At 49.3% G+C, this 23,964-nt stretch carries 19 protein-coding genes; 8 read left to right on the plus strand and 11 right to left on the minus strand.

From position 1 onward, the window contains the following. Positions 1 to 3: 3 nt before the first annotated feature. The 5 genes from truB to BQ7480_RS16405 are packed head-to-tail and all read right to left on the minus strand — an operon-like array spanning position 4 to position 3,616. A complete protein-coding gene (gene truB, locus BQ7480_RS16385; protein ID WP_072543674.1) occupies positions 4 to 708 on the minus strand; it encodes a tRNA pseudouridine(55) synthase TruB in 705 nt (234 codons plus the stop codon). A 46-nt stretch (positions 709 to 754) separates the two neighbouring features. Next, positions 755 to 1,558 carry an undecaprenyl-diphosphate phosphatase gene (locus BQ7480_RS16390; protein WP_072543675.1) on the minus strand — a complete coding sequence of 268 codons (804 nt, stop codon included), beginning with the start codon at positions 1,556 to 1,558 and terminating at the stop codon, positions 755 to 757. A gap of 5 nt (positions 1,559 to 1,563) precedes the next feature. Further along, entirely contained in the window at positions 1,564 to 1,812 is a 249-nt protein-coding gene (locus BQ7480_RS16395) for a DUF3098 domain-containing protein (protein WP_072543676.1), read from the minus strand. A 31-nt stretch (positions 1,813 to 1,843) separates the two neighbouring features. Next, a complete protein-coding gene (locus tag BQ7480_RS16400; protein ID WP_072543677.1) occupies positions 1,844 to 2,713 on the minus strand; it encodes a cell division protein FtsX in 870 nt (289 codons plus the stop codon). 6 nt (positions 2,714 to 2,719) lie between these two features. After that, the gene (locus BQ7480_RS16405) at positions 2,720 to 3,616 is read right to left on the minus strand and encodes a class I SAM-dependent methyltransferase (protein ID WP_072543678.1); all 897 of its coding nucleotides are present in this window, start codon (positions 3,614 to 3,616) and stop codon (positions 2,720 to 2,722) included. 140 nt (positions 3,617 to 3,756) lie between these two features. Here BQ7480_RS16405 and BQ7480_RS16410 point away from each other — a divergent pair, with 140 nt between their 5' ends. Continuing rightward, positions 3,757 to 3,957, plus strand: coding sequence for a PspC domain-containing protein (locus tag BQ7480_RS16410; RefSeq protein WP_072543679.1), 201 nt, complete (start codon positions 3,757 to 3,759; stop codon positions 3,955 to 3,957). Between the two features lie 186 nt (positions 3,958 to 4,143). Here BQ7480_RS16410 and miaB read toward each other — a convergent pair whose 3' ends face one another. Then, positions 4,144 to 5,517, minus strand: coding sequence for a tRNA (N6-isopentenyl adenosine(37)-C2)-methylthiotransferase MiaB (miaB, locus tag BQ7480_RS16415; RefSeq protein WP_072543680.1), 1,374 nt, complete (start codon positions 5,515 to 5,517; stop codon positions 4,144 to 4,146). Between the two features lie 121 nt (positions 5,518 to 5,638). On the opposite strand from miaB, the gene BQ7480_RS16420 reads away from it, so the two are divergent. Both BQ7480_RS16420 and BQ7480_RS16425 read left to right on the plus strand, forming a co-directional pair. Then, the gene (locus BQ7480_RS16420) at positions 5,639 to 6,001 is read left to right on the plus strand and encodes a hypothetical protein (protein ID WP_072543681.1); all 363 of its coding nucleotides are present in this window, start codon (positions 5,639 to 5,641) and stop codon (positions 5,999 to 6,001) included. Between the two features lie 50 nt (positions 6,002 to 6,051). After that, positions 6,052 to 7,548 (plus strand): butyryl-CoA:acetate CoA transferase, encoded by a 1,497-nt coding sequence (locus tag BQ7480_RS16425; protein ID WP_072543682.1) that lies wholly within the window; start codon positions 6,052 to 6,054, stop codon positions 7,546 to 7,548. A gap of 76 nt (positions 7,549 to 7,624) precedes the next feature. On the opposite strand, the gene BQ7480_RS16430 is transcribed toward BQ7480_RS16425, so the two are convergent. Next, on the minus strand, positions 7,625 to 10,063 hold the full coding sequence (locus BQ7480_RS16430; RefSeq protein ID WP_072543683.1) for a glycoside hydrolase family 2 TIM barrel-domain containing protein: 2,439 nt from the start codon (positions 10,061 to 10,063) through the stop codon (positions 7,625 to 7,627). A 140-nt stretch (positions 10,064 to 10,203) separates the two neighbouring features. Here BQ7480_RS16430 and leuS point away from each other — a divergent pair, with 140 nt between their 5' ends. The 5 genes from leuS to BQ7480_RS16455 all read left to right on the plus strand — a co-directional run bounded on the left by leuS (position 10,204) and on the right by BQ7480_RS16455 (position 19,802). After that, positions 10,204 to 13,038: a leucine--tRNA ligase gene (gene leuS / locus BQ7480_RS16435; protein WP_072543684.1), complete on the plus strand. Its 2,835-nt coding sequence runs from the start codon at positions 10,204 to 10,206 to the stop codon at positions 13,036 to 13,038. A 70-nt stretch (positions 13,039 to 13,108) separates the two neighbouring features. Beyond that, positions 13,109 to 14,005 (plus strand): YitT family protein, encoded by an 897-nt coding sequence (locus BQ7480_RS16440; RefSeq protein ID WP_072543685.1) that lies wholly within the window; start codon positions 13,109 to 13,111, stop codon positions 14,003 to 14,005. 136 nt (positions 14,006 to 14,141) lie between these two features. Next, entirely contained in the window at positions 14,142 to 16,706 is a 2,565-nt protein-coding gene (locus BQ7480_RS16445) for a beta-mannosidase (protein WP_083581900.1), read from the plus strand. 34 nt (positions 16,707 to 16,740) lie between these two features. Continuing rightward, entirely contained in the window at positions 16,741 to 19,059 is a 2,319-nt protein-coding gene (locus BQ7480_RS16450; protein ID WP_394332638.1) for a glycoside hydrolase family 20 protein, read from the plus strand. A gap of 152 nt (positions 19,060 to 19,211) precedes the next feature. Further along, positions 19,212 to 19,802, plus strand: a complete 591-nt coding sequence (locus BQ7480_RS16455; RefSeq protein ID WP_072544099.1) for a non-canonical purine NTP diphosphatase — start codon at positions 19,212 to 19,214, stop codon at positions 19,800 to 19,802. On the opposite strand, the gene BQ7480_RS16460 is transcribed toward BQ7480_RS16455, so the two are convergent. The 4 genes from BQ7480_RS16460 to ychF form a co-directional block, all read right to left on the minus strand. Next, complete coding sequence (locus BQ7480_RS16460) at positions 19,799 to 20,785, minus strand: winged helix-turn-helix domain-containing protein (RefSeq protein WP_072543688.1); 987 nt, start codon at positions 20,783 to 20,785, stop codon at positions 19,799 to 19,801. The genes BQ7480_RS16455 and BQ7480_RS16460 overlap by 4 nt on opposite strands. A gap of 220 nt (positions 20,786 to 21,005) precedes the next feature. Then, positions 21,006 to 21,656: a chloramphenicol acetyltransferase gene (locus BQ7480_RS16465; RefSeq protein ID WP_072543689.1), complete on the minus strand. Its 651-nt coding sequence runs from the start codon at positions 21,654 to 21,656 to the stop codon at positions 21,006 to 21,008. Beyond that, positions 21,653 to 22,564, minus strand: a complete 912-nt coding sequence (locus tag BQ7480_RS16470) for a ketopantoate reductase family protein (RefSeq protein WP_072543690.1) — start codon at positions 22,562 to 22,564, stop codon at positions 21,653 to 21,655. The genes BQ7480_RS16465 and BQ7480_RS16470 overlap by 4 nt, the downstream gene beginning before the upstream one ends. A gap of 71 nt (positions 22,565 to 22,635) precedes the next feature. After that, positions 22,636 to 23,739 carry a redox-regulated ATPase YchF gene (gene ychF / locus BQ7480_RS16475; RefSeq protein WP_072543691.1) on the minus strand — a complete coding sequence of 368 codons (1,104 nt, stop codon included), beginning with the start codon at positions 23,737 to 23,739 and terminating at the stop codon, positions 22,636 to 22,638. Between the last annotated feature and the right edge of the window lie 225 nt (positions 23,740 to 23,964).

Below are 23,964 nucleotides of genomic sequence, written 5' to 3' on the forward strand. Positions count from 1 at the left end.
TCCTTAATCGTTTATAACTTCTATTTCTTGCTGGTCAAGCCAAGTCTCAAAATCTTCCACTTTCATGCAGTCTTCCAGTCTCACGTTTCCCACTCGCGTGCGGACCAGTCCTGTGAGATGTGCGCCGCTGTGCAAGGCTTCCCCGATGTCTCTGGCCAGTGCCCGGATGTAGGTTCCTTTGCTGCACACCACCCGTATCTTAATTTCCGGCAGGTTGTATTCCAGCAATTCGATTTCATCGATGACCAGTATCTTGGGCTTCAGCTCCACTTCGTCCCCGTTGCGGGCCATTTCGTAGGCGCGCTTCCCGTCTACCTTGCAGGCCGAGAAGGCAGGGGGAACCTGTTCGATGGTGCCTATGAATTTTTTCAATACATCTTCCACCATTTCCCGGGTGATGTGTTCGGTGGGATAAGTGGCGTCAATCTCCTTTTCCAGGTCGAACGACGGGGTGGTGGCTCCTAATTGGAGGGTGGCGATGTATTCTTTCGTGTGATATTGAAACTCCTCGATACGCTTGGTGGCTTTTCCGGTACAGATGATCATCACCCCGGTGGCCAGCGGATCGAGCGTTCCGGCATGTCCTACTTTTATTTTCTTTACTCCCAGCTTTCGGCTGATATGGTATCTTATTTTATTGACCACTGCAAAGGATGTCCATTTCAGTGGCTTGTCAAAGTATAGAACTTCTCCTTCCTTAAAATTCATCTTATCTTCTTCGTTCTTGGATACTAATGTATGAAGAAACAGGGAATCAACCCCACAGGCTGCATGCTATCGTGATAATTCCGGCAATGGCACAATATACACCGAACCAGATGAGCTTTCCTTTTTTGACGATGCTGATCATCCATTTGCAGGCCACGCATCCTGAAATGAAAGCGGCCAGGAAACCGATAATCAGGGCACCGATGCTGATTTCTGCATCGGCTGCAGAAGCGTTCTTCACGATTTCCATTCCCGACAGCAGGGCCTCGCCCAGAATCGGCGGAATGACCATCAGGAAAGAGAACTGAGCCAGCGTTTCTTTCTTGTTGCCCAAGATAAGTCCGGTGGCGATGGTACTTCCGGAGCGTGAGAGTCCCGGCATCACGGCACAAGCCTGGGCCAGACCGATGATGAAGGCATCGCGCATGCTGATTTTCTCTTTCTGACGCGGCTTGGCGTAATACGAGAAGGTCAGCAGGATGGCGGTCAACAGCAGCATGCATCCCACGATAAGCAAGCCGGACCCGAAGATTTCTTCCACATAGTCCTTGAAGAAAACACCCACGATACCGATGGGAATCATGGAAATGATAATGTTGATGACGTATTTGGTTTCGTCATTCATTTTCCATTTGAACAAGCCGCGGAAAATCCAGTCGATTTCTTTCCAGAGAATGACCAGCGTACTCAGTACGGTGGCAATGTGTACCACGACCGTAAAGGTCAGATTTTCTTCTCCTTGTATACCGAACAGTGCCGAACCGATGGCAAGGTGTCCGCTGCTACTTACAGGCAGGTATTCCGTCAGTCCCTGCAGAATACCTAAAATCAGGGCTTCAAACCAACTCATTGTCTTTATTCTTCTTTAGAGGTTATTTCTTTGTCTTTGGGTTTGCGCAAGATGCCATAAATCATGAAGATAAAGCCTACAAAGCAGACCAGCGGAGCTACTTTGATACGGCGTACGCTGAAAATGTCCGGTTCGAAAGTGGTTTCTGTGGAACCGGGACCACTCATCAATATAAAACCGAGGATAATCACCACCATGCCTATTGCCAGCAGGATGAAGTTGGTTTTATCGAAGGCAAAACTTTTTTTATCCATAACGATTCGTTATCTATTTAGTTAGTTGATATTAAAGACTATATAATTCTCCCGCTTTCATCCGCAAATATTTGTTGATGGAGATGTAGGCGCACAGCATCGTAATCAGGATGCCGGAGATGAACACCGTCCCCATGACGTAAAGCATGACTTCCGGCGTAATCAGTTCCAGCAGCCCCGGTTCATAATTCACCAGCATATAGGCCATGCTGGTCAGCAACGCATTGGCAATGGCCGCGGCGAGAATGCCGATGCCTATATTCCGGACAATGAACGGACGGCGGATGAACCCCCAGCTTGCCCCTACCAGTTTCATGGTGTGAATCAGGAAACGTTTGGAATAGATGGTCAGCCGGATGGTATTATTAATCAGGGCGAATGAAATCAAGGTGAGCAAGGCAGCCAGGCCCAGCAGGAACAGGCTGATTTTACGGATATTCCGGTTGATGGTGTCAATCAAGTCCTGCGGGTAGTTGATTTCAATCACCTGCTTGTGGTCGAGCAGTTTCTCCTGTATCCATTTCAGGCTGTCTGTGTTGGCATACGCCGCATTCAGCTTGATTTCAATGGAGGCTGTAAAAGGGTTGTAGCCTAAAAATTCGGCAGGGTCGGTCCCCATGGCTTCCGTCTGTTCCTTCAGTGCCTGTGCCTTGGAGATGTAGACCGCCTGTTTCACGAAGGGCTCCTCTTCCAGTTGTTTCTGGAAATGAAGGGCTTCGGTTTCCTTTATGTCATCGTTGAGGAGAACCGAGAAGTTGATATTCTCACGCACGTACACCGAAAGATTATTGGCCGTCATGACGAAAAAGACCACCATGCCCAGAAGCAGCAACACGAGCATCGTGCTGATGCAGGAGGTAATGAACTGCATGTCAAAAAGTGTACCCGGCTTGTGACTCATAACGGTTTATTTTTTTCTGAATACGTAAATCATCGAACTGCTTCTCTCTTTTTTGGCCAGCGAAACGAACCACGCTTCGGTGCCAGACCATAAGCCCTTTAAAAAAGGTATGGAGGATTTCCGGTATTTTTCGCTCAGCATGGACACGTAGAACGCATCAAAAGGCATGGGATGGCGTTCGCAGAGAATGAAGTTGTGTTTGGCGCCAAACTGCTGCATGACCGACGGGGTGAAGTGCCATAAGTGGCGAGGCACGTCGTAAGCCGCCCACATTTCCTTGTATTTCCCCGCATCGAAGGAGGTGGGGTTAGGAACGGCGATTACCAGAATACCCCGGTCTTTCAGAATACGGCCGAGGGTTTCCCACGTGTCGTTCAAATGTTCCAGGTGTTCCATGACATGCCACAGGGTAATGACATCGAACGACTTGTCCGGATAATCCGTCAGTTCTTCCGGTTTGCGGACTTCCAGTCCGAAGTGGGTCTGGGCAAAGCGGCGTGCCTGCGGACTTTTCTCGATGGCCGACACGCGCCATCCTTTTTCCTGCATGAAATGAGGGAAATATCCCGTCCCGGTACCGATGTCCAGCAACATTCCTCTGCTGAGGCCTGAATTGTGCTTGATCAGGCGGGCTTTACGTGCAAGCATGAAACGGCGCACCCAATGATAGACACGGTTCATCAGTCCTTTGTGTGTATCACTGTGTGAAATATAGTCCGGGCTTTCATAATAGCGTCCTATTTCCGCTTCTACGGGAGCGGACTGTGTGAACTGAAAGCCGCAGTGAGTACAACGACAGATGGCAAAAGACTCACCGGAAGCATAGTGGTCCGTACATGTCATTACTTCTTCAAAATGGCTTTCTCCACAGAGTGGACATTTATCTATTTTTAGTGTATTCACTTCATTCCCTAATTTGCTGCAAAATAACAAATAAAAAGCCTATAGCACGACTTTCTTTAAAAGTTTTTAAGAGTATTAGACTGCTTTATGTTTGTTTTTTGTATCTTAGCCGCCATTAATAGACACTTTGCAAAATAAATATGAACAAGAAACGATTGACACGGTCGAATAACCGCATGATAGGAGGGGTTTGTGCCGGTATAGCAGACTATTTTAACTGGGATATTACGCTGGTGCGGATTGTGTACGTACTGGCTACTTTCTTTACCGCTTTTTCGGGGGGAATTGTCTATCTGATTTTGTGGCTGATTATGCCGGAAGCCGGAAGGGATACCGACTGAAACTGGAAAACGCACTTATATAAAAAGAAAAACGCGCTCGTATGTTGGATGTTTCCCAGTGCGGAAACGTACGTTTCCCGGACGGAAAACATACGTTTCCGCAGCGAGAAACATACGTTTTCCTTGAGGGAAACGTAAAAGATGTCGGGAAATTCTCACTTTATCTTTTGGTGAGTTCCCGGAATATTATTCTGTCACTTCTATTCCTTTGAGGGTAGCCGAACTGGATTCCGTAATCTTGACTTTTACAAAATCGCCGATTCGGTGGTTGCCACGGTCGAATACTACCACTTTATTTTGTTCCGTACGTCCAAACAGCTGTTCTTTGGAGCGTTTTGACACGCCTTCCACCAGCACTTCGAAGGTCTTCCCCACATCCTTGGCATTGCTTTCGGCCGAAAGCTGGTTCTGCAGTTCGATGAGTTCGTTCAGGCGGCGGATTTTGATTTCTTCCGGTACGTCGTCGGGAAGATGCTTGGACGCGTAGGTGCCCGGACGTTCGGAATACTTGAACATGAAGGCCGAATCGTAGGCACATTCCCGCATCAGCGAGAGGGACATTTGATGGTCTTCCTCCGTTTCGGAATGGAAGCCGGAGAAAATGTCGGTGCTGAGTCCACAGTCGGGGATGATGCGACGGATGGCAGCCACTCTTTCCAGGTACCATTCACGGGTATATTTACGGTTCATCAGTTTCAGGATGCGTGAACTTCCGCTCTGTACGGGCAGGTGGATGTGCTTGCACACGTTAGGCACTTCCGCGATGACATGGAGGGTCTCGTCGCTCATGTCTTTCGGATGGGAAGTGGTGAAGCGTACGCGCATGTCGGGTACAGCCTCGGCCACGGTACGGAGCAGCATGGGGAAAGTCACCGTTTCTCCGTCTTTCTCAAAACGGTAGGAGTTGACGTTCTGTCCCAGAAGGGTGACTTCTTTGTAGCCTTTCCGCTGCAGGTCGCGCACTTCGTTCAGGATGCTTTCCACGTCGCGGCTGCGTTCACGTCCGCGGGTGTAAGGCACGATGCAGTAGTGGCAGAAGTTGTTGCATCCGCGCATGATGGACACAAAGCCTGAGATATGGTTGCCGCAGATACGTGAAGGAATGACGTCGCGGTAGGTCTCGGTGGTGGAGAGTTCCACGTTGATGGCCTTTTCTCCGGCTTCCACGGCTCCGATGAGGTCGGGCAGTGTCAGGTAGGCATCGGGTCCGGCCACCAAATCGACATGGTGCTTTTCAATCAGGTCGTTTTTTACTCGTTCGGCCATGCATCCCAATACGCCCACAATGAGGTGCTTGCGCTTTTTGCGCAAGGAATGGAAGAATTCCAGTCGGTTCAGGATTTTCTGTTCTGCATTGTCGCGGATGGAGCAGGTGTTCATAAACACGGCATCCGCCTCTTCCAGGTTGTCGCACGGGGTGTAGCCGGCCATTTGCATGATAGAGGCAATCACCTCACTGTCTGCCACATTCATCTGGCATCCATACGTTTCGATAAACAGTTTCTTGCTTTCGTTTTCAGTTGCAGATTTAAAGTCTGCTCCTGTAATTTCTTTTGTCATAAGGTTTTTTGAATTAAGAATTTGCCTGCAAAGATATCTGTTTCTTGGTTAACTTCCATGAAAAGGGTAGGATATATAGATTTTATTCGTATCTTTGAAGAAAACCTTAACACTTGTATTTATGGACGTTTTTCAAATTCTTATCTTTCTGGGAATAATCTGTCTGGGGCTTTATCAGACGAGAAAGCAGACACAGAAAAAGACCGCTCAGAAAAAAGTGGTGAGAAAAACGGTTCTTGCAGATGCTTCCCCGAAGGCAGAGGAAGCGGTGGAAGAAGTGCGGATGACTCCGCCGCCAACAAGACGGAAAAAGCGGGCGGAACATTTCGCGAAGCAGGTAAAACAGCCTCCAAAAGAAGGAAAACAGGCCTCCGCACAGGTGGAGATGCCGGAAGAAGACCGTTCGGAATATGCTTTCCGCACGCCGTCGGACGCGCGTAGGGCTTTTATCTATTCTGAAATCTTCCGCCGGAAATACGACTGAGAGACAAACTTTTATACTTAAATACTATAACATAAAAAACACTTGATACTATGAGCTTTAACTTTATTACGGCAGCCGAGGCTGCCAGCTACATCAAGGATGGGGATATCGTCGGATTAAGCGGCTTTACCCCTGCAGGAAGTCCGAAAGCGGTGACCGCAGAGTTGGCAAAAATAGCAGAGGAAAAACATGCGAGGGGTGAAGCCTTTCAAATAGGTGTGATTACGGGAGCGTCTACAGGAGACTCTTGCGACGGGGCACTGACCCGGGCACACGCCATCAAGTTCCGTGCTCCTTATACCACAAACGCAGATTTCCGCAAGGCGGTGAACAACGGTGAAATCAATTATACGGATATCCATCTGTCGCAGGTGGCACAGCGCCTGCGCTCCGGTTTCTTGGGGCATGTCAATGTGGCTATTCTTGAGGCTTGCGAGATTACGGAAGACGGGCGTATCTACCTGACAGCCGGTGTGGGTATTTCACCGACCATTGCCCGGCTGGCCGACAAGGTGATTGTGGAACTGAATGCAGCTCATAGCAAGCGTTTGATTGGTATGCACGATTTGTATGAGATGGAACGTCCGCCTTACCGCCGGCCGATTCCGATTGTGCGTCCGAGCGACCGTATCGGTCTTCCTTACATTCAGGTGGACCCTTCCAAAATAGTAGGTATTGTGGAGACAAATATTCCGGATGAGGCCCGTGGCTTCCATGCTTCCGATCCGGTAACGGATAAAATCGGACAGAATGTGGCGGAGTTTCTGGCAGCCGACATGCGCAAGGGAATCATTCCTTCCACTTTCCTTCCGTTGCAGTCGGGGGTAGGGAATATCGCCAATGCGGTGTTGAGTGCGTTGGGAAAAGATTCCAGTATCCCTCCGTTTGAAATGTACACGGAAGTGATACAGAATGCGGTCATCACCCTGATTAAGGAAGGACGCATCAAGTTTGGCAGTACCTGTTCGCTGAGCGTGACCAACGACTGTCTGCAGGACATTTACGACAACATGGACTTTTTCCGCCACAAGCTGGTGTTGCGTCCTTCGGAAATCTCCAACTGTCCGGAGGTAATCCGTCGTATCGGTGTCATTTCCATGAATACGGCCATTGAAGCGGATATTTATGGCAATGTGAACTCTACCCATATTTGCGGTACCAAGATGATGAACGGCATCGGTGGTTCCGGCGACTTCACCCGCAGTGCCTATATCTCTATCTTCTCTTGTCCGTCGACGGCCAAAGGCGGATGCATCAGTTCCATCGTACCGATGGTATCGCATCTGGACCACAGCGAACACTCCGTGAACGTGATTATTACCGAGCAGGGTATTGCCGACTTGCGTGGAAAGAGCCCGATGGAGCGTGCGGAGGCAGTGATTGAAAACTGTGCACATCCGGACTACAAGCAGCTGCTTTGGGATTATCTGAAAATCTCCACGAAAGGGCAGACTTGCCACAGTCTTTCGGCTGCATTGGGCATGCATCAGGTATTTCTGGACAAGGGTGACATGCGCTTGACCAACTGGGCCGATTTCCAGAAATAAAAAGGATGGCGTTAATATATAAAATGCCCCGTATCAGCCGACTGGTACGGGGCATTGTTATGGTATAAGGAGGGTTTTATTCTACGTTGATTTGAAGTTTCCCGGTTTTTATGCCTTGTGCGCTGACCTGCAGTTCGAGTATTCCCTTTTCCTCTCCTGCCTGTACAATAGCAGTCAGCATCCCATTGAAGGCATGCATTTGAGGCAGGTGGAACAAGTCTAGACAAGTCGGGTCGCCATTGGCAGAGGCCTTGTAGCTTCCGGCACCTTTTACTTTGAATTTCACCAGGCGCATGTCGGTGGGGCAGAGGTTCCCGTCTTTGTCTACAATGCGTACGGTTACGTAGGCCAGGTCTTTTCCGTCGGCTTTCAGCGATTTCTGTGCAGGAATCAGTTCAATGTGATGCGGCTTTCCTGCTGTGCGGATTGTTTTTTCCGCTTTGGCCGTACCAGCTTCATCGTATGCCACAACTTTCACTTCTCCTGGTTCGTAAATGGCATGCGGCCACATCAGGCGGTAGCGGTTTTCCACCGTTTGGTGGTTCTTGGTCTGCTTTCCGTAGCTTTTCCCGTTGATGAAAAGTTCGGCTGTCGGATAGTTGGTATAGACGAATACGGGCACTTCCTTGCCTTCCCGTCCTTCCCAGTTCCAGTGCGGGAGAATGTGCAGGGTTTCTGCCTGCTTGTTCCATACACTGCGGTACAGGTAGTAGCGGTCTTTCGGAATAGAGGCCAAATCGATGATGCCGAACATAGAGCTGTGGTTGGGCCATGCGTTCGTGTCGTACGGACTGGGTTCACCCAGGTAGTCGAAACCGGTCCATACAAATTGTCCCAAAGTCCATTTATGGTCGTCTGCCTGGGCGAAGTCGATGTCGGGAATGTTGGACCACGAGCAGTATTCCAAGTCGTAGGAAGACGACTGATGGTCTTCATATTTGGCGTCTGCTTTCCGTTCGGCAGGGAATTTATACACGCCACGGGAGCTGACGGTCGAAGAAGTCTCTGAGCCTAACACCAAGTTTTGTGGCAGCCGCTGATAGGCTTCTTCGTAGCGGTGTGCCCGGTAGTTGAATCCCGGAATGTCGAGCATGGCGGCAAATCCGTTGTCCAATACACAATCTACCTGGTCCATGCCGCAGGTAACCGGACGGGTAGGGTCTTCGCGGTGACAGATATCTTGCAGGAATTTGGCTACCTTATAGCCTTCGGCACTGCACTGGGTGGGCACCTCATTTCCGATACTCCACATCACCACACAAGGGTGGTTACGATACTGTTGCAGCATGTTCACCATGTCTTTTTCCGCCCATTCGTTGAAGTAGCGGTGGTATCCGTTGTCGCATTTGGCGATGTCCCATTCGTCGAAGGGCTCAATCATCATCATGAAACCCATCTCGTCGCAGAGGCTGACCAGTTCGGGAGCCGGCATGTTGTGGGCCGTACGGATGGCGTCGCATCCCATGTCTTTCAGCAGAGTAAGTTGGTGGCGTAAGGCCGAAACATTGATGGCTGCTCCCAGCGGACCTAAATCGTGGTGGTTGCATACGCCTTGGAATTTACGGTGTTTTCCGTTCAGGAAGAACCCCTTGTCGGCCACGAACTCGATGGAGCGGATGCCGAAGCGGGTGGTATAGGTATCAGTGAGTTTCCCGTCGACATAGATTTTGGAGACAGCCTGATAGAGTACGGGGGTTTCCGGTGACCATAACTGAGGATTTTCCACGATGAAGTTCTGTGTGAAAGGTTGGCCATGGTTGATGCGTCCTTCGTTCTTTTTGCTGGCCACTTTCTGTCCGTCGGGAGAAAGAATTTCCGTTTCTACGGTAACTTTTTCTTTTTCCACGTTATTTAGTGTGGTGTGGAGGCAGACGGATGCATAGTCAGTAGCCACGTGAGGAGTGGTGATTTGAGTACCCCATACAGGTACGTGTACCTTCTCTGTGGTAACCAAGTGGACGTTCCGGTAGAGTCCGGCTCCCGGATACCAGCGGGAAGACTGGGGACGGTTTTCCAGACGTACCGCCAGTACGTTGTCTTTCCCGTCTTTATGCAGGAATTCAGTTATATCGCAGTGGAAAGAATTGTAACCGAACGGCCAAAAGCATGCTTCTTGTCCGTTGACATATACATGGGCCTCGCTCATGGCACCGTCGAAAATCAGTGTGGTTTTTTTGTCGGGGTCTGCATCAAATCGCGTGCGGTACCAGCCCACTCCCACGTAGGGAAGTCCGCCGGTACGTCCGGTTTTTACGGAAGCCTGTTTTTCGAAGTTTTGGGTAATGGCTACGTTCTGCAGGTCGTTGTTACGGTCGAACGGTCCGTAGATGGCCCAGTCGTGAGGAACACGGACCGATTCCCATTGCGTGTCATTGAAGGTGGGGGAGGCGGCTCCGGAAGCTTCTCCTTTATGGAATTTCCAGCCGGTTTCTAGAAGTTGTTCGTGACGTTGTGCGCTGAGGCTGCATACGCTGAAGAGCAAGACTGTGAGCAGGAAGAGATTACGGATGTGCATAAAGTTTTAGTATTAGGTTTTCATTTATCAAGCAAAGATAAACTTTTCGTTCGAAACTATCCTTATTTATTGCTGAACTCTTACTATATTTGCGGAAAATTTGGAGAAATACGTAAAAATCAATCATATAATATTTCGATATGGAATATAATTTCAGAGAAATTGAGAAAAAATGGCAGCAGAGATGGGTGGACCGGAAAACCTATAAGGTTGTCGAGGATGAATCCAAGAAAAAATTCTATGTGTTGAACATGTTCCCTTATCCTTCGGGAGCTGGCCTTCACGTAGGTCATCCGCTGGGATACATTGCCAGCGATATTTATGCACGCTACAAGCGTTTGCAAGGATTCAATGTGCTGAATCCGATGGGATACGATGCCTACGGTTTGCCTGCCGAGCAATATGCCATTCAGACGGGACAGCATCCGGCGGTTACTACTGCAGCTAATATCGCCCGTTATCGTGAGCAGCTGGACAAGATTGGTTTCTCGTTCGACTGGGACCGTGAAGTGCGTACCTGCGAGCCGGGATATTACCACTGGACGCAGTGGGCTTTCCAGAAGATGTTCAACAGCTTCTATTGCAATTCTTGTCACAAGGCTCAGCCTATCAGCAAGCTGGTGGCACATTTTGAAAAGGAAGGTACAGAAGGTCTGGATGTAGCTTGCAGTGAGGAACTGCATTTCACTGCCGAAGAGTGGAAGACTAAGACGGAAAAGGAACAGCAGGAAATCCTGATGAACTACCGTATTGCTTACCTGGGTGAGACCATGGTAAACTGGTGTCCGGCGTTGGGTACCGTACTGGCCAACGATGAGGTGGTCGACGGGGTGTCTGAACGTGGAGGTCATCCGGTAGTACAGAAGAAGATGCGTCAGTGGTGTTTGCGTGTGTCTGCTTATGCACAGCGTCTGCTCGACGGATTGGAAACGGTGGACTGGACCGATTCTCTGAAAGAGACCCAGCGTAACTGGATTGGCCGTTCAGAAGGTACGGAAGTCCGTTTCAAGGTGAAAGACAGCGACTTGGAATTCACCATCTTTACGACCCGTGCCGATACGATGTTTGGGGTGACTTTCATGGTACTTGCACCTGAAAGTGAACTGGTTCCGCAATTGACTACCGAAGCACAGCGTGCGGAAGTAGAAGCTTACTTGGAACGCACAAAGAAACGTACCGAGCGTGAACGTATTTCTGACCGCCGGGTAACCGGTGTATTCAGTGGCTCGTATGCCGTGAATCCGTTTACGGGTGAGTCCGTTCCGGTATGGATCAGTGATTATGTATTGGCCGGATACGGTACGGGTGCCATCATGGCCGTACCTGCACACGACAGCCGTGACTATGCGTTTGCCAAGCATTTCAATCTGCCGATTGTACCGTTGGTAGAAGGTTGCGATGTGAGTGAGGAAAGTTTTGATGCCAAGGAAGGTATTGTCTGCAACTCTCCGAAAGCCGGTGTGACTCCTTATTGCGACTTGACTTTGAACGGTCTGACCATCAAGGAAGCCATTGCCGCTACCAAGAAATATGTAAAAGAACATAACCTGGGGCGTGTGAAAGTGAATTTCCGCTTGCGCGACGCCATCTTCTCTCGTCAGCGTTACTGGGGTGAACCGTTCCCGGTTTACTATAAGGACGGTATGCCGTACATGATTGACGAGAACAAACTTCCATTGGAATTGCCGGAAGTTGCCAAATTCTTGCCGACCGAAAGCGGGGAACCTCCATTGGGACATGCTACCCGTTGGGCTTGGGATGTGGAAAAAGGTGAAGTGGTGGAAAACTGCAAGATTGACAATGTTACGGTATTCCCGCTTGAACTGAATACCATGCCGGGATTTGCCGGTTCAAGTGCTTATTATCTGCGCTACATGGATCCGCACAACGACAAGGAACTGGTTTCTGAAAAAGCTGACCGCTACTGGCAGAATGTTGACCTCTATGTGGGAGGTACGGAACATGCGACCGGTCACTTGATTTATTCTCGTTTCTGGAACAAGTTCTTGTTCGACCTGGGTGTCAGCATCAAGGAAGAACCGTTCCAGAAGCTGGTGAACCAAGGAATGATTCAGGGTCGAAGCAATTTTGTATATCGTATCAAGGATACCAATACGTTTGTGTCACTGGGATTGAAAGACCAGTATGACGTGACTCCGCTGCACGTGGATGTGAACATTGTATCCAATGACGTGCTGGATGTGGAAGCCTTCAAGAACTGGCGTCCGGAATACCACAATGCAGAATTCATCCTCGAAGACGGCAAGTACATCTGCGGTTGGGCAGTGGAAAAGATGAGTAAGTCCATGTACAACGTGGTCAATCCGGATATGATTGTAGAACGTTATGGAGCCGATACCTTGCGTATGTACGAAATGTTCCTCGGTCCGGTGGAACAGTCCAAACCGTGGGATACCAACGGTATCGACGGGGTACACCGTTTCTTGAAGAAACTCTGGAACCTGTTCTATGACCGTCAGGGCACTTTCTTGCCTGCCGAAGGAGAGGCAACCAAGGAAGAACTGAAATCCATTCATAAGCTGATTAAGAAGGTGACAGGCGATATTGAAACCTTCTCTTACAATACGTCCATCAGTGCGTTCATGATTTGTGTGAACGAGCTGACGGCCTTGAAGTGTCGCAACAAGGAAGTGATGAGCGACCTTGTGGTGCTGCTGGCTCCGTTTGCTCCTCACTTGGCAGAAGAATTGTGGGAAGCACTGGGGCATACCACTTCTGTATGTGATGCGCACTGGCCTGCATTCAACGAAGAATACCTGAAGGAAGACAGCGTGAAATACACCATTTCGTTCAACGGAAAGGCGCGTTTCACTATGGAATTCCCTGCCGATGCAGACAATGAAACCATCCAGGCTGCGGTAATGGCCGAAGAGCAGTCGCAGAAATGGATTGACGGTAAGACACCGAAGAAGGTGATTATTGTGCCGAAGAAGATTGTGAATATTGTACTTTGAGTTTTTTAATTGTCATCCGGGATAGACGGATTGGAATTTCCGTTCTGTCCCGGATGATTTTTATTTGTGTATGGAAACATTATTGAAGAAGAAATTAGGGAGAGAGTCAAGGGACTATCTGGCCATAACCTTTGGCCTGATCTGTTATTCCATTGGCTGGGCGGCCTTCATGCTTCCGTATCAGATTACGACAGGAGGAGTGACGGGTATTGCTGCCATTATTTATTATGCGACGGGCATTGAAATCCAGGTTTCTTATTTTGTAATCAATGCGGTTTTTCTGGGGTTTGCCTTGAAAATATTGGGTCCGAAATTCAGTATCAAGACCATTTTTGCCATTTTCATGCTGACTTTCCTGCTCTGGTTTTTCCAGATGATTCTGAAGGATGAAAACGGGAACCTGCCGCAGCTGTTGGGACCTGGACAGGACTTCATGGCTTGTGTGATAGGAGCTGGTCTGCTGGGCTTCGGTATCGGTATTGTCTTCTGTAACAATGGAAGCACGGGAGGTACGGATATCATTGCATGGATTATCAACAAGTATAAGGACGTTACTTTGGGGCGGATGATGATGTATTGTGATATTGTCATCATTTCTTCGTGCTACTTTATCTTTCACGACTGGCGCAGGGTTTTGTTCGGCTTCTGTGTACTGTTTATCATGAGCATCGTGATTGATTATGTCATCAACAGCACACGCCAGTCTGTACAGTTCCTGATATTTTCCCGAAAGTATGAAGAGATAGCCGAGGGAATCGCTACACAAGTGGACCGTGGGGTAACATTGCTCGATGGAAAAGGCTGGTACAGCAAGCAGGACATTAAGGTTGTGGTGGTATTGGCTAAAAAGAGAGAGTCACTCGACATTTTCCGTCTGGTAAAAGACATTGATCCCAATGCGTTTATTTCACAAAGTAATGTGGTCGGAGTATACGGGGAAGGCTTTGATAAACTTAAAGTAAAATAAACATTTCCCTAAGATAATTAAAATAAAAGTGGGTTTTCCCGTTTAATTTGTTTTATCGGGAAAACTTACTTTATTTTGTAGATTAAATAATGATACTTAAATCTATAGCGTGAAAAAAATATCCAAGTTTATTCTGATGGCAATGTGGTTCCTGACCGGTGCTTTCGGAAATTATGTGTGGGGAAAAGACTTACCTCAAGTCCGTCAGTTGCATACGGGCTGGGAATTTTCAAGGTATGGTAGTAACGAATGGTTGACGGCTGAAGTTCCGGGTACGGTTCATCAGGATTTGTTGGCTCATGACAAACTGCCTGATCCGTTTTATGGCATGAATGAGGAGAAAATACAGTGGGTGGAAAAAGAAGACTGGCTGTATCGGACGTCGTTTGTGTTAAGCGAGGAAGAGATGAGTGCGGAGGGTGTGTTTCTGGTATTTGAAGGATTGGACACCTATGCAGACGTTTTTTTAAACGGTGCTTTGTTGTTGAAGACAGACAATATGTTTGTCGGTTATCGGAAACCTGTCAAATCCGTACTGAAAAAAGGTGAAAACAAACTGGTGATACGTTTCCGTTCACCCATTCGGGAGGCAATGCCCCAATGGGAAAGTAACGGATTCGATTATCCGGCAGACAACGACCATTTCCCACAGAAATTAAGTGTGTTTACCCGTAAAGCCCCCTATTCTTATGGCTGGGATTGGGGAATCCGTATGGTGACCTGCGGAATCTGGCGTCCTGTGTATCTGGAGTTTGTCAATAAGGCGGTGGTAGAGGATTATTTTGTACATCAGACCTCGGTCAGTGCAGCCCGTGCAGAGGTAGACAATCAAATAGAGATAAATAATATAGGCAATGACAGGCAGCAGGCCTTGGTCCGTGTCACTTACCGTTATCCGCGCGAAGCAGATAAGAGTATAGAGAAAAAGGTGGAGTTACAGCCGGGACGGAATACCGTGTCGCTCCCTTTGTCGGTGGAGTCGCCGCATTTGTGGATGCCCAACGGCTGGGGAGAGCCTGCGTTGTATGAGTTTGAAGCATCGGTGTGGGTCGACGGACAGCTGGTTTCGCAGAAAAGTCATCAGATAGGGCTCCGGCAGGTACGTGTGGTACAAGAGAAGGACAAAGAGGGAATGAGTTTCTATTTTGAGGTAAACGGCGTTCCGATGTTTGCCAAAGGTACCAACCTGATTCCTTCCGATGCCTTGCTTCCGCGGGTGACTCGTGCCCGTTATGCGCGTTTGCTGGAAGATGCACAAACATCTCACATGAATATGATACGTGTATGGGGAGGAGGCATTTATGAAGATGATGCCTTCTTTGAAGAGGCCGACAAGCGGGGAATCCTCATCTGGCAGGATTTTATGTTTGCTTGTACCACGTATCCGCACGACCCGGCTTTCCTGCATAGGGTGTCGGAAGAAGCCGAATACAATATCAAACGATTGCGGAATCATGCCTCATTGGCTATGTGGTGTGGTAACAATGAGATTTATGAAGGCTTGCGTTATTGGGGCTGGAAAGAAAAATATACACCGGAAGTCTATCAGCAGATGCTGAAGGGATACGATGTGCTTTTCCGCCATCTTCTGCCGGCAAAGGTGAAAGAGCTGGATCCGGGACGATTCTATCTGGAGGGTTCTCCCTATGAGGCCAACTGGGGAAGACCGGAAAGCTGGAAGATAGCCGACAGCCACAACTGGGGTACCTGGTATGGCCAGAAACCTTTCGAGAGCCTGGATATGGAAATTCCCCGGTTTATGAGCGAATATGGGTTTCAGGCCTTCCCGGAAATGAAAACCATCCGTACGTTTGCTTCTCCGGAAGACTATGAGCTGGAATCGCCGGTGATGAACGCACATCAGAAGAGTACTATCGGGAATGCCTTGATAAAAAAGACGATGGCCCTCTATTATCCGGTACCTGAGAAGTTTGAGGACTTGGTGTATATGGGACTTGTCTTGCAGGGGCAGGGTATGCGTCATGGCATGGAAGCGCATCGCCGGAATCGCCCGTATTGTATGGGGAGTCTGCCTTGGCAGCTGAATGACAGTTGGCCGGTGGTTTCCTGGTCGGCCATCGACTATTATGGCAACTGGAAAGCCATGCAGTATCAAACTCGCCGGGCTTTTGCTCCGGTGCTGGTGAATGCGATTCGGGAAGGCGAGAAATTACGCGTGTACGTGTTGTCCGATTGCCTGAAGGCGGAAAAAGTGACCCTGCAACTGGAATGGACTGACTTCCAGGGAAAGGTGCGTCGTCGGCAGCAGGTAGAGAGAATGTTGCCGGTCAATGCTTCGGAAGTCTTTTATGAGGAAGACTGGCAGAAGGCTTTTGCGGCCTGTGATACGACGGCCTCCTACTTGCGTATGACGTTAAAGGGTAAACAAAGCCGGAAAGTGCTTTCGGACGAAGTGTATTATCCGGTATATCCCAAGCATCAGCATCTTCCACAAGCCAAGATTTCTTGTAAGAAAGTCCTGAAGGACGGAACTTGCGAGCTGACGTTGAAGTCCAGCCAGCTGGCCCGTGATGTATTTATAGAAATACCGGTGCAAGGAGTACGCTTTTCAGATAATTTCTTTGACCTGTTGCCGGGAGTGACAAAAAAAGTGAAGGTAACTTCGGCCGACGGAAGTCCCTTGGAAGATTTTACGGTGGAAATACATCAGCTGAGTGATATTGCAAATTCTAATTATTAACCTTTATATTATCAACATGAGACCATTTTCAAAAATGAATTGCTTGGGGTTGGCATTGGCAGGAATGCTGGCGACCTCGTGTGCGGATAGTCCGACTGCTGTGGCAGACTATCAGATTGTGCCGATGCCATTGGAAATCACGGCGGCATCGCAAGGCTCGTTTCTGCTGAAAAGCGGAGAAACAATTTACTATCCTGCTGGAAATGAAAAGATGAAGAAGAATGCCGAATTCCTGGCTACTTTCATCAAGGAACAGACGGGCATTACACTGAAAACACAGGAAGGTGATAAAGAGGAGGGTATTGTGCTGAAACTAGGGTTGGAAGCTAATTCTCCAGAAGCATATCAGCTGACCGTAGACGGCAAGAAGGTGGTGATTACCGCTCCTTCGGAAGCCGGTGTGTTCTATGGTATCCAGACGTTGCGTAAGTCTGTGTCTGTACATGAAGGAGGGGGCGCCATTGAATTGCCCGCAGTAGAAATCAATGACAGTCCGCGTTTCAGTTATCGTGGAATGATGCTCGACGTAGGCCGTCACATGTTTACCGTGGATGAGATTAAGACGTACATCGATATGCTGGCGTTGCATAACATCAACCGCTTCCACTGGCACCTTTCAGAAGACCAGGGGTGGCGTATTGAAATCAAGAAATATCCGAAACTGACCGAAATCGGTTCCAAGCGTAGTGAAACGGTTATCGGACGCAACTCGGGTGAATACGATGGAAAGCCTTACGGCGGTTTCTATACCCAGGAGCAGGCCAAGGAAATTGTGGCATACGCAGCAGAACGTTATATTACGGTGATTCCGGAAATCGACATGCCGGGACACATGCAGGCAGCTTTGGCAGCGTATCCGGAACTGGGATGTACAGGTGGTCCGTATGAAGTATGGCGTATGTGGGGTATCTCCGACAATGTGCTTTGTGCTGGAAACGACAAGACCATCCAGTTTATCAAGGATGTGTTGGCTGAGATTATCGACATCTTCCCTTCCAAATATATTCATGTAGGTGGCGACGAATGCCCGAAAGTGAAGTGGGAGACTTGTCCGAAGTGTCAGGCCCGTATCAAGGCTTTGGGTATCAAGGGCGACAGCAAGCACTCCAAGGAAGAATATTTGCAGAGCTATGTGATTCATGAAGCGGAGAAGTTCCTCACCGAGCATGGACGGAACATGATTGGATGGGATGAAATCCTGGAAGGTGGACTGGCTCCGAATGCCACAGTCATGTCTTGGAGAGGCGAAGCGGGAGGTATTGAAGCAGCCCGTCAGCAGCACAACGTCATCATGACGCCGAATACTTACCTGTATTTCGACTATTATCAGGCAAAGGATACCGACAATGAACCGCTGGCCATCGGTGGCTATCTCCCGATTGAAAGAGTGTACAGCTACGAACCGATGCCTGCTGCGCTTTCGCCGGAAGAACAGAAATACATCACGGGTGTGCAAGCCAATCTGTGGACCGAATACATTCCTACGCTTGCACAGGCACAGTACATGGTACTGCCGCGTATGGCAGCCCTCTGCGAAACCCAGTGGAGTGCTCCTGAAAAGAAGAAAGATTATCAGGGATTCCTGAAACGTACGGCTCGTCTGACCAAGATTTATCAGCTGAAGGGCTGGAACTATGCGACTCATATCTTTGATGTGAACGTGAATATTGTGCCCAATTCAGAAACCGGTAAACTGGATGTCAGTGCCGCTACGATTGATGAGGCTCCAATATACTATACACTCGACGGAACCGAACCGACGGCTTCTTCTACCAAGTTTGAAGGCAGTCTGAGCATTGATGCAGCTTGTGTATTGCGCATGATGGCCGTGCGTCCGGAAGGTAATTCCCGCGTGACGCTCGACAGCATCTCGTTCAGCAAGTCTACTGCAAAACCGATTACGATGCTGCAGCCCATCAACAAGCCTTATGAGTTCAAGGGAGCTGTAACGTTGGTAGACGGTATGACCGGTAACCGGAACTACAAGACCGGCCGCTGGATTGCGTTCTACAAGAACGATATGGAAGCTGTCATCGATTTGAAGGAAGCTACGGAAATCAGTTCCATGACCCTGCGTACTTGTGTGGAAAAAGGCGACTGGATTTTCGATGCCAGAGGTATTACGGTGGAGGTGTCTGATGACAACAAGACCTTCAAGAAAGTGGCTTCGGAAACTTACCCGGCCATGACCGAGAAGGATGCCAACCAGATTTATACGCATACGCTGAAGTTTACACCGGTAAAGGCCCGCTATGTGAAAGTGACCGCTTTGTCTGAAAAGAATATTCCGGCATGGCATGGAGGAAAAGGTAACCCGGGTTATCTGTTTGTGGATGAAATCGTATTGAATTAAACCGAAAGTTCTTTTATAACGATAAAGGTCTGGCTTCCCGTATGGGGAGTCGGACCTTTTTTATTTGCAGTTTTTGAAAGGAGCATTTGAATTGTCGGCCGGCGATATGTATCTTTGTACCTGTAAATGTGATTATTTAGAAAGACTGCATGATGAAAAAGAAGTTGGTTTTTGCCACGAACAATGCCCATAAGCTGGACGAAATACGTGCCATATTGGGTGAGAAAGTAGATATCTTGAGTTTGAAGGACATCCATTGCGAGGCAGATATTCCTGAAACGGCAGACACCTTGGAAGGAAATGCAACGCTCAAGGCGGAGTATATTTATCAGCACTACGGTCTGGATTGCTTTGCAGACGATACGGGTTTGGAAGTAGAGGCGTTGAACGGAGCACCCGGTGTGTATTCGGCACGCTATGCGGGCGGTGAAGGACACGACTCGGAGGCCAACATGAAGAAGTTGCTGACCGAGCTGGAAGGAAAAGACAACCGGAAGGCACAGTTCCGCACGGCCATCTGCCTGATAGAAGGAGGAAAGTCGCACCTGTTTGAGGGAATCGTGAAAGGTGAAATCATCCGGGAGAAACGGGGAGCCTCAGGCTTTGGTTACGATCCGGTGTTTGTACCCGAAGGCTATGCTGAGACTTTTGCCGAGATGGGGGCAGAAGAAAAGAATAAAATCAGCCACCGGGCAAGAGCCGTACAGCATTTGTGTGAATACCTGAACGGACAGCCTTCTTAATTTGAAACATTATCCGCAGTAAGCGTACACTTCAAATAATATCCCCGTCCTTTGACGGTGACAATCCGATAATCCGGGAAGTCTTGCAGGACTTTCCGGATGGTTTGTATATGGGCCTCCAGCTTTTCGTTCGCCTGCGGGTCGTGTGGCCAGCAGACGGACGTGATTGCTTCCCGGTCGACACATTCTCCATGCTTCTCCCACAACTGATGGAGAATCTGTAAATCCAGGCGGGAGATGGCACATTGTATGCCGTCGATGAGGAGGGCCTGATGCGTCAGGTCGATGTAGAGGCCTTTTGCAGGCTTTTTCTGTTGTTTTCCGTGTAGCAGGTAAAGAAGTATGCCTCCGACAAGCAGCGCCAGGCAAAGGACTCCATAACAAGCCACAGGGACATAACGCAGCAGCGTAAGAAAGTCGTAGTCTGTCCATCCTTGCAGCTGGAGACTGTGTGTCAGGTCGAGGGGATAGACGGGCGTTCGATAGGCTGAGGCTGTCGGCAGGATGCCTGCCCGTGTTTGGGTACGGGCCTGTGTGTGGGTATAAAACACTCCGGCCATCCCACTGATGTGTCTTTGGGCGAGCTGTGCCTGGAACAGCTGGTTGATTTGCTCGGCATCGGCTGGCAGGATATCGTCCAGCAGGTATTCATTCAGCATTTTCCGGGCAGTGGCTTCCGGAAGGCTGTCCTGAAATACGTAAGTTGTTTTTTTCTCCAGGGTATGGAGGGTATAACTCTTGATTTTCCGATTGGATACGGGAGCGAGGAGATAGGCCTTGAGCGCAGGGTCTACGTATAAGCGTGTATCTGTCTGAAAAGTGTTCAGCCGGTCGTCATAATGCAGGCGTTCGGCTTCCTGCAAAGCCTCGTTAATGGCCGTGTGTACCTGCGTCCGGCTGTAGTGGAAGGAGATGTCACAGATAGCAATGCAGGCAAGGATAAAGACGGGGGAAAACAGGAGTGTGGTAGTTCTTTTATTCATGACAGCTTTCTTTGAGGACAAATTAAACGAAAAAAAGCGGGAATTCAAAAATGTAACGGCGCCAATGGAAAAGTGGACGTGCCTGTTTTAGGTTTCCCAGCCAGAAAACATACGTTTCTCGGAGCGGAAACATACGTTTCGCGTAAGGAAAACGTACGGTTCCGTACCGGAAAACGTAAGAAAGAACGAGGCTTTTTCAGGGAAATGTGCCTGCGTTTTCTTATCTTTCTTTCAGGTATTGTGCTACTTTTTCAAAAAACAGAGAGATGTGTGCTCCGTCTACGAATGCATGACTCACCGTCAGAGCGATGGGCATTATCAGCCTTCCTTCCCGTTTGACGGCTTTTCCTGCGTTCATCAGCGGGTAATCCAACGGATGGCCGGGGGCATACTGTGTGTAGGAAATGGATGTGAAATACAGTTTGGGAGTCGCACTGAGCAGGATGACATCAAAATCGCCTTGTGCGGCAATTTCCTTGTCGGTGCCGTACGGGTCTCCATCGTCCGGAATGGAAGTAATGATGCGCCGTGCTTCTTCGTAGAAGGCCTTGAAATCGCTTTTCCAGGGAATGCGTACGGTGTAGAAGGTCTTTCCGGGGACGGCAATCGGAGTGGTGATGTCTACTGTGTCATGGTAGACCACCTGTCCGTCTTTGTCCCATCGGTAGCGGAACTCCTTGATTTCGTTGGCGGCACGGAGTACGGCATACAGGTAATACAGGAAAAAGGAATGCCCTTTGGCCTTGGCTTCGGCGTAAGCCTCCGTACAGTCCACTTCGCTGGTGATGGCAATCCAAGAGTTATGGAAGTCGCGGAAGAAGAGGTAATTGTCCTTCCGCTCCCAGGTGTCAATGTCAATCAGGTGTTTCATGCAGGTTTGAATTTTTGCGCCACTTTCCGGTAGGTAGGCATATCAATGTGCAATTGTTCTCCCAAGTCAATCATGTCGAAGAGCAATCCCTGAATTTCCGATTCATGACCGCGGGCGATGTCCTTCTGCATGGAAGCCGTGCTGTGCGGGTCGAGCTTGTCGATGACCATCAGGTTGTAGGCAACCGGGTCGCTGGGGTAGCGGATACCCAGTTTTTCGCCTATCTGTGCGCTTTCACGCGACAGTCCGATGAAGGTATCACGCACTTCGCCTTCGTGTTGCACTTCTCCCATCGGCACATCGTGATAAGCCCCCGTGCAGGCCATGGCGGAGATGAACGACCATTTGATGAAAGTGTCCCGGTTGATATCGTCCGACACATCTACTTTGATGCCACATGCACGGAGCTCTTCGGCAATGGCTTCCAGCCGTTCGGGGGCGACATGCTGTTCCGGGCGGGCTCCGAATACCAGGCGGAAGATGCTTCCCATCTGGCTGATTTCTCCTTCACCCGACACGAATCCCACAATGTAGATACAGCCGTCGAGCACTTTTACCGACGGTACGAGGTGTCCGATGCGGGGGCCGGTACCGTAGACATTGAGGATAGGGATGACCAGTGTGTCGGGAGTGGCAGCCCGTTCCAGCACCTCCTGAATGGAGTCGATGGAGTAGCCTTTCACACAGACAAAAATCACGTCGGCTTTCCCCTGAAATTCTTCGGTGGTACAAGCCTTCACGGGGAGAAAATGTTCGCCTTTCAAATCCGATTTCAAATGCAATCCCTGACGGTGGATGGCCTCCAGGTGCTTCCCACGGGCAATGCAAGTGACCTCCTTGCCTGCCAAGGCAAGAAATCCGGCGATGCATCCTCCTACACCGCCTGTTCCAATGATGAGATAGTTCATGGTGTAATCAATTTAGAGGGATAAAAAAACAGCACGGAAGCGGTCGATGCTTCGTGCTGATGGGATGAGTGTTATACGTTGAAGCGGAAGTGCATGATATCACCGTCTTCCACGATGTAATCCTTACCTTCCACATTGAGTTTTCCGGCTTCGCGTACGGCTGCTTCTGAACCGTAGTGGATGAAGTCGTCATACTTGATGACCTCGGCGCGGATAAAGCCTTTCTCAAAGTCGGTGTGGATGACACCTGCACATTGCGGAGCTTTCCAGCCCTTATGGAAGGTCCATGCGCGGACTTCCATCTTTCCGGCCGTGAAGTAAGTCTCCAGGTTCAGCAGCTTGTAGGCGGCCCGTATCAGTCGGCTCACGCCCGATTCTTCTAGCCCGATTTCCTGCAGGAACATCTGGCGGTCTTCGTAGGTTTCCAGTTCGGCGATGTCGGCTTCCGTTTTGGCGGCCACAATCAGGATTTCAGCCCCTTCGTCCTTGACCGCTTCGCGTACCTGCTCTACGTATTTGTTGCCGCTTACCGCACTGGCTTCGTCCACGTTGCAGACATACAGCACCGGTTTGGAAGTCAGCAGGAAGAGGTCGTGTGCGATTTTCTGCTCGTCCTTTGATTCAAACTGTACGGTGCGGGCTGATTTTCCTTGCAGCAGGGCATCGCGGTAGCGCACCAACACTTCATAGGTTTGTTTGGCCACTTTGTCGCCTCCGGTCTGTGCCTGTTTCTGCACCTTCTGAATGCGGCTTTCAATGGTTTCCAGGTCTTTCAGCTGAAGTTCTGTATCGATAATCTCCTTGTCACGTACAGGATTCACATTGCCGTCCACGTGCGTTACGTTTTCGTCGTCAAAGCAACGCAACACGTGCAGGATGGCATCCGTTTCACGGATGTTGGCCAGGAACTTGTTGCCCAGTCCTTCTCCCTTGCTGGCACCTTTCACCAGTCCGGCAATGTCGACAATCTCTACTGTGGTAGGAACAATACGGTCCGGATCCACCAGTTCAGCCAGTTTGTTGAGGCGTTCATCGGGTACGGTAATGACCCCTACGTTTGGTTCAATAGTACAGAATGGGAAATTGGCTGCCTGCGCTTTCGCGTTGGACAGGCAGTTGAAGAGTGTCGATTTTCCGACGTTCGGCAAACCGACGATACCACATTGTAATGCCATAATTTATTGTTTGTTTTAATCTATTTCTACAGATAATCCTCTAATTTTCTGCAAAGATAGTGAAAGCCGCGCGCAGAGGCAAATAGAAAACGCAGTTTTCTGAATTTGACTCTGCCGAGGCGCTTCCTGTCTTCTGGAAAGATAGTGAAAGCCGCGCGCTACCTTCTGTTCAAGATGGGATATAAATAAAAAGAGGCGCTTCCTCACGAAGCGCCTCTTTCAAAG

Origin of the sequence: Bacteroides mediterraneensis, assembly GCF_900128455.1 — a bacterium.
GTDB classification, from domain to species: Bacteria; Bacteroidota; Bacteroidia; order Bacteroidales; family Bacteroidaceae; genus Phocaeicola; species Phocaeicola mediterraneensis.

Excerpts from the sequence above, each read along its gene's own strand:
- truB (WP_072543674.1), bottom strand. The coding sequence starts at position 708 with ATGAATTTTAAGGAAGGAGAAGTTCTATACTTTGACAAGCCACTGAAA.
- BQ7480_RS16390 (WP_072543675.1), bottom strand. The coding sequence starts at position 1,558 with ATGAGTTGGTTTGAAGCCCTGATTTTAGGTATTCTGCAGGGACTGACG.
- BQ7480_RS16395 (WP_072543676.1), bottom strand. The coding sequence starts at position 1,812 with ATGGATAAAAAAAGTTTTGCCTTCGATAAAACCAACTTCATCCTGCTG.
- BQ7480_RS16400 (WP_072543677.1), bottom strand. The coding sequence starts at position 2,713 with ATGAGTCACAAGCCGGGTACACTTTTTGACATGCAGTTCATTACCTCC.
- BQ7480_RS16410 (WP_072543679.1), top strand. The coding sequence starts at position 3,757 with ATGAACAAGAAACGATTGACACGGTCGAATAACCGCATGATAGGAGGG.
- miaB (WP_072543680.1), bottom strand. The coding sequence starts at position 5,517 with ATGACAAAAGAAATTACAGGAGCAGACTTTAAATCTGCAACTGAAAAC.
- BQ7480_RS16420 (WP_072543681.1), top strand. The coding sequence starts at position 5,639 with ATGGACGTTTTTCAAATTCTTATCTTTCTGGGAATAATCTGTCTGGGG.
- BQ7480_RS16425 (WP_072543682.1), top strand. The coding sequence starts at position 6,052 with ATGAGCTTTAACTTTATTACGGCAGCCGAGGCTGCCAGCTACATCAAG.
- BQ7480_RS16430 (WP_072543683.1), bottom strand. The coding sequence starts at position 10,063 with ATGCACATCCGTAATCTCTTCCTGCTCACAGTCTTGCTCTTCAGCGTA.
- leuS (WP_072543684.1), top strand. The coding sequence starts at position 10,204 with ATGGAATATAATTTCAGAGAAATTGAGAAAAAATGGCAGCAGAGATGG.
- BQ7480_RS16440 (WP_072543685.1), top strand. The coding sequence starts at position 13,109 with ATGGAAACATTATTGAAGAAGAAATTAGGGAGAGAGTCAAGGGACTAT.
- BQ7480_RS16445 (WP_083581900.1), top strand. The coding sequence starts at position 14,142 with ATGGCAATGTGGTTCCTGACCGGTGCTTTCGGAAATTATGTGTGGGGA.
- BQ7480_RS16450 (WP_394332638.1), top strand. The coding sequence starts at position 16,741 with ATGAATTGCTTGGGGTTGGCATTGGCAGGAATGCTGGCGACCTCGTGT.
- BQ7480_RS16455 (WP_072544099.1), top strand. The coding sequence starts at position 19,212 with ATGAAAAAGAAGTTGGTTTTTGCCACGAACAATGCCCATAAGCTGGAC.
- BQ7480_RS16460 (WP_072543688.1), bottom strand. The coding sequence starts at position 20,785 with ATGAATAAAAGAACTACCACACTCCTGTTTTCCCCCGTCTTTATCCTT.
- BQ7480_RS16465 (WP_072543689.1), bottom strand. The coding sequence starts at position 21,656 with ATGAAACACCTGATTGACATTGACACCTGGGAGCGGAAGGACAATTAC.
- BQ7480_RS16470 (WP_072543690.1), bottom strand. The coding sequence starts at position 22,564 with ATGAACTATCTCATCATTGGAACAGGCGGTGTAGGAGGATGCATCGCC.
- ychF (WP_072543691.1), bottom strand. The coding sequence starts at position 23,739 with ATGGCATTACAATGTGGTATCGTCGGTTTGCCGAACGTCGGAAAATCG.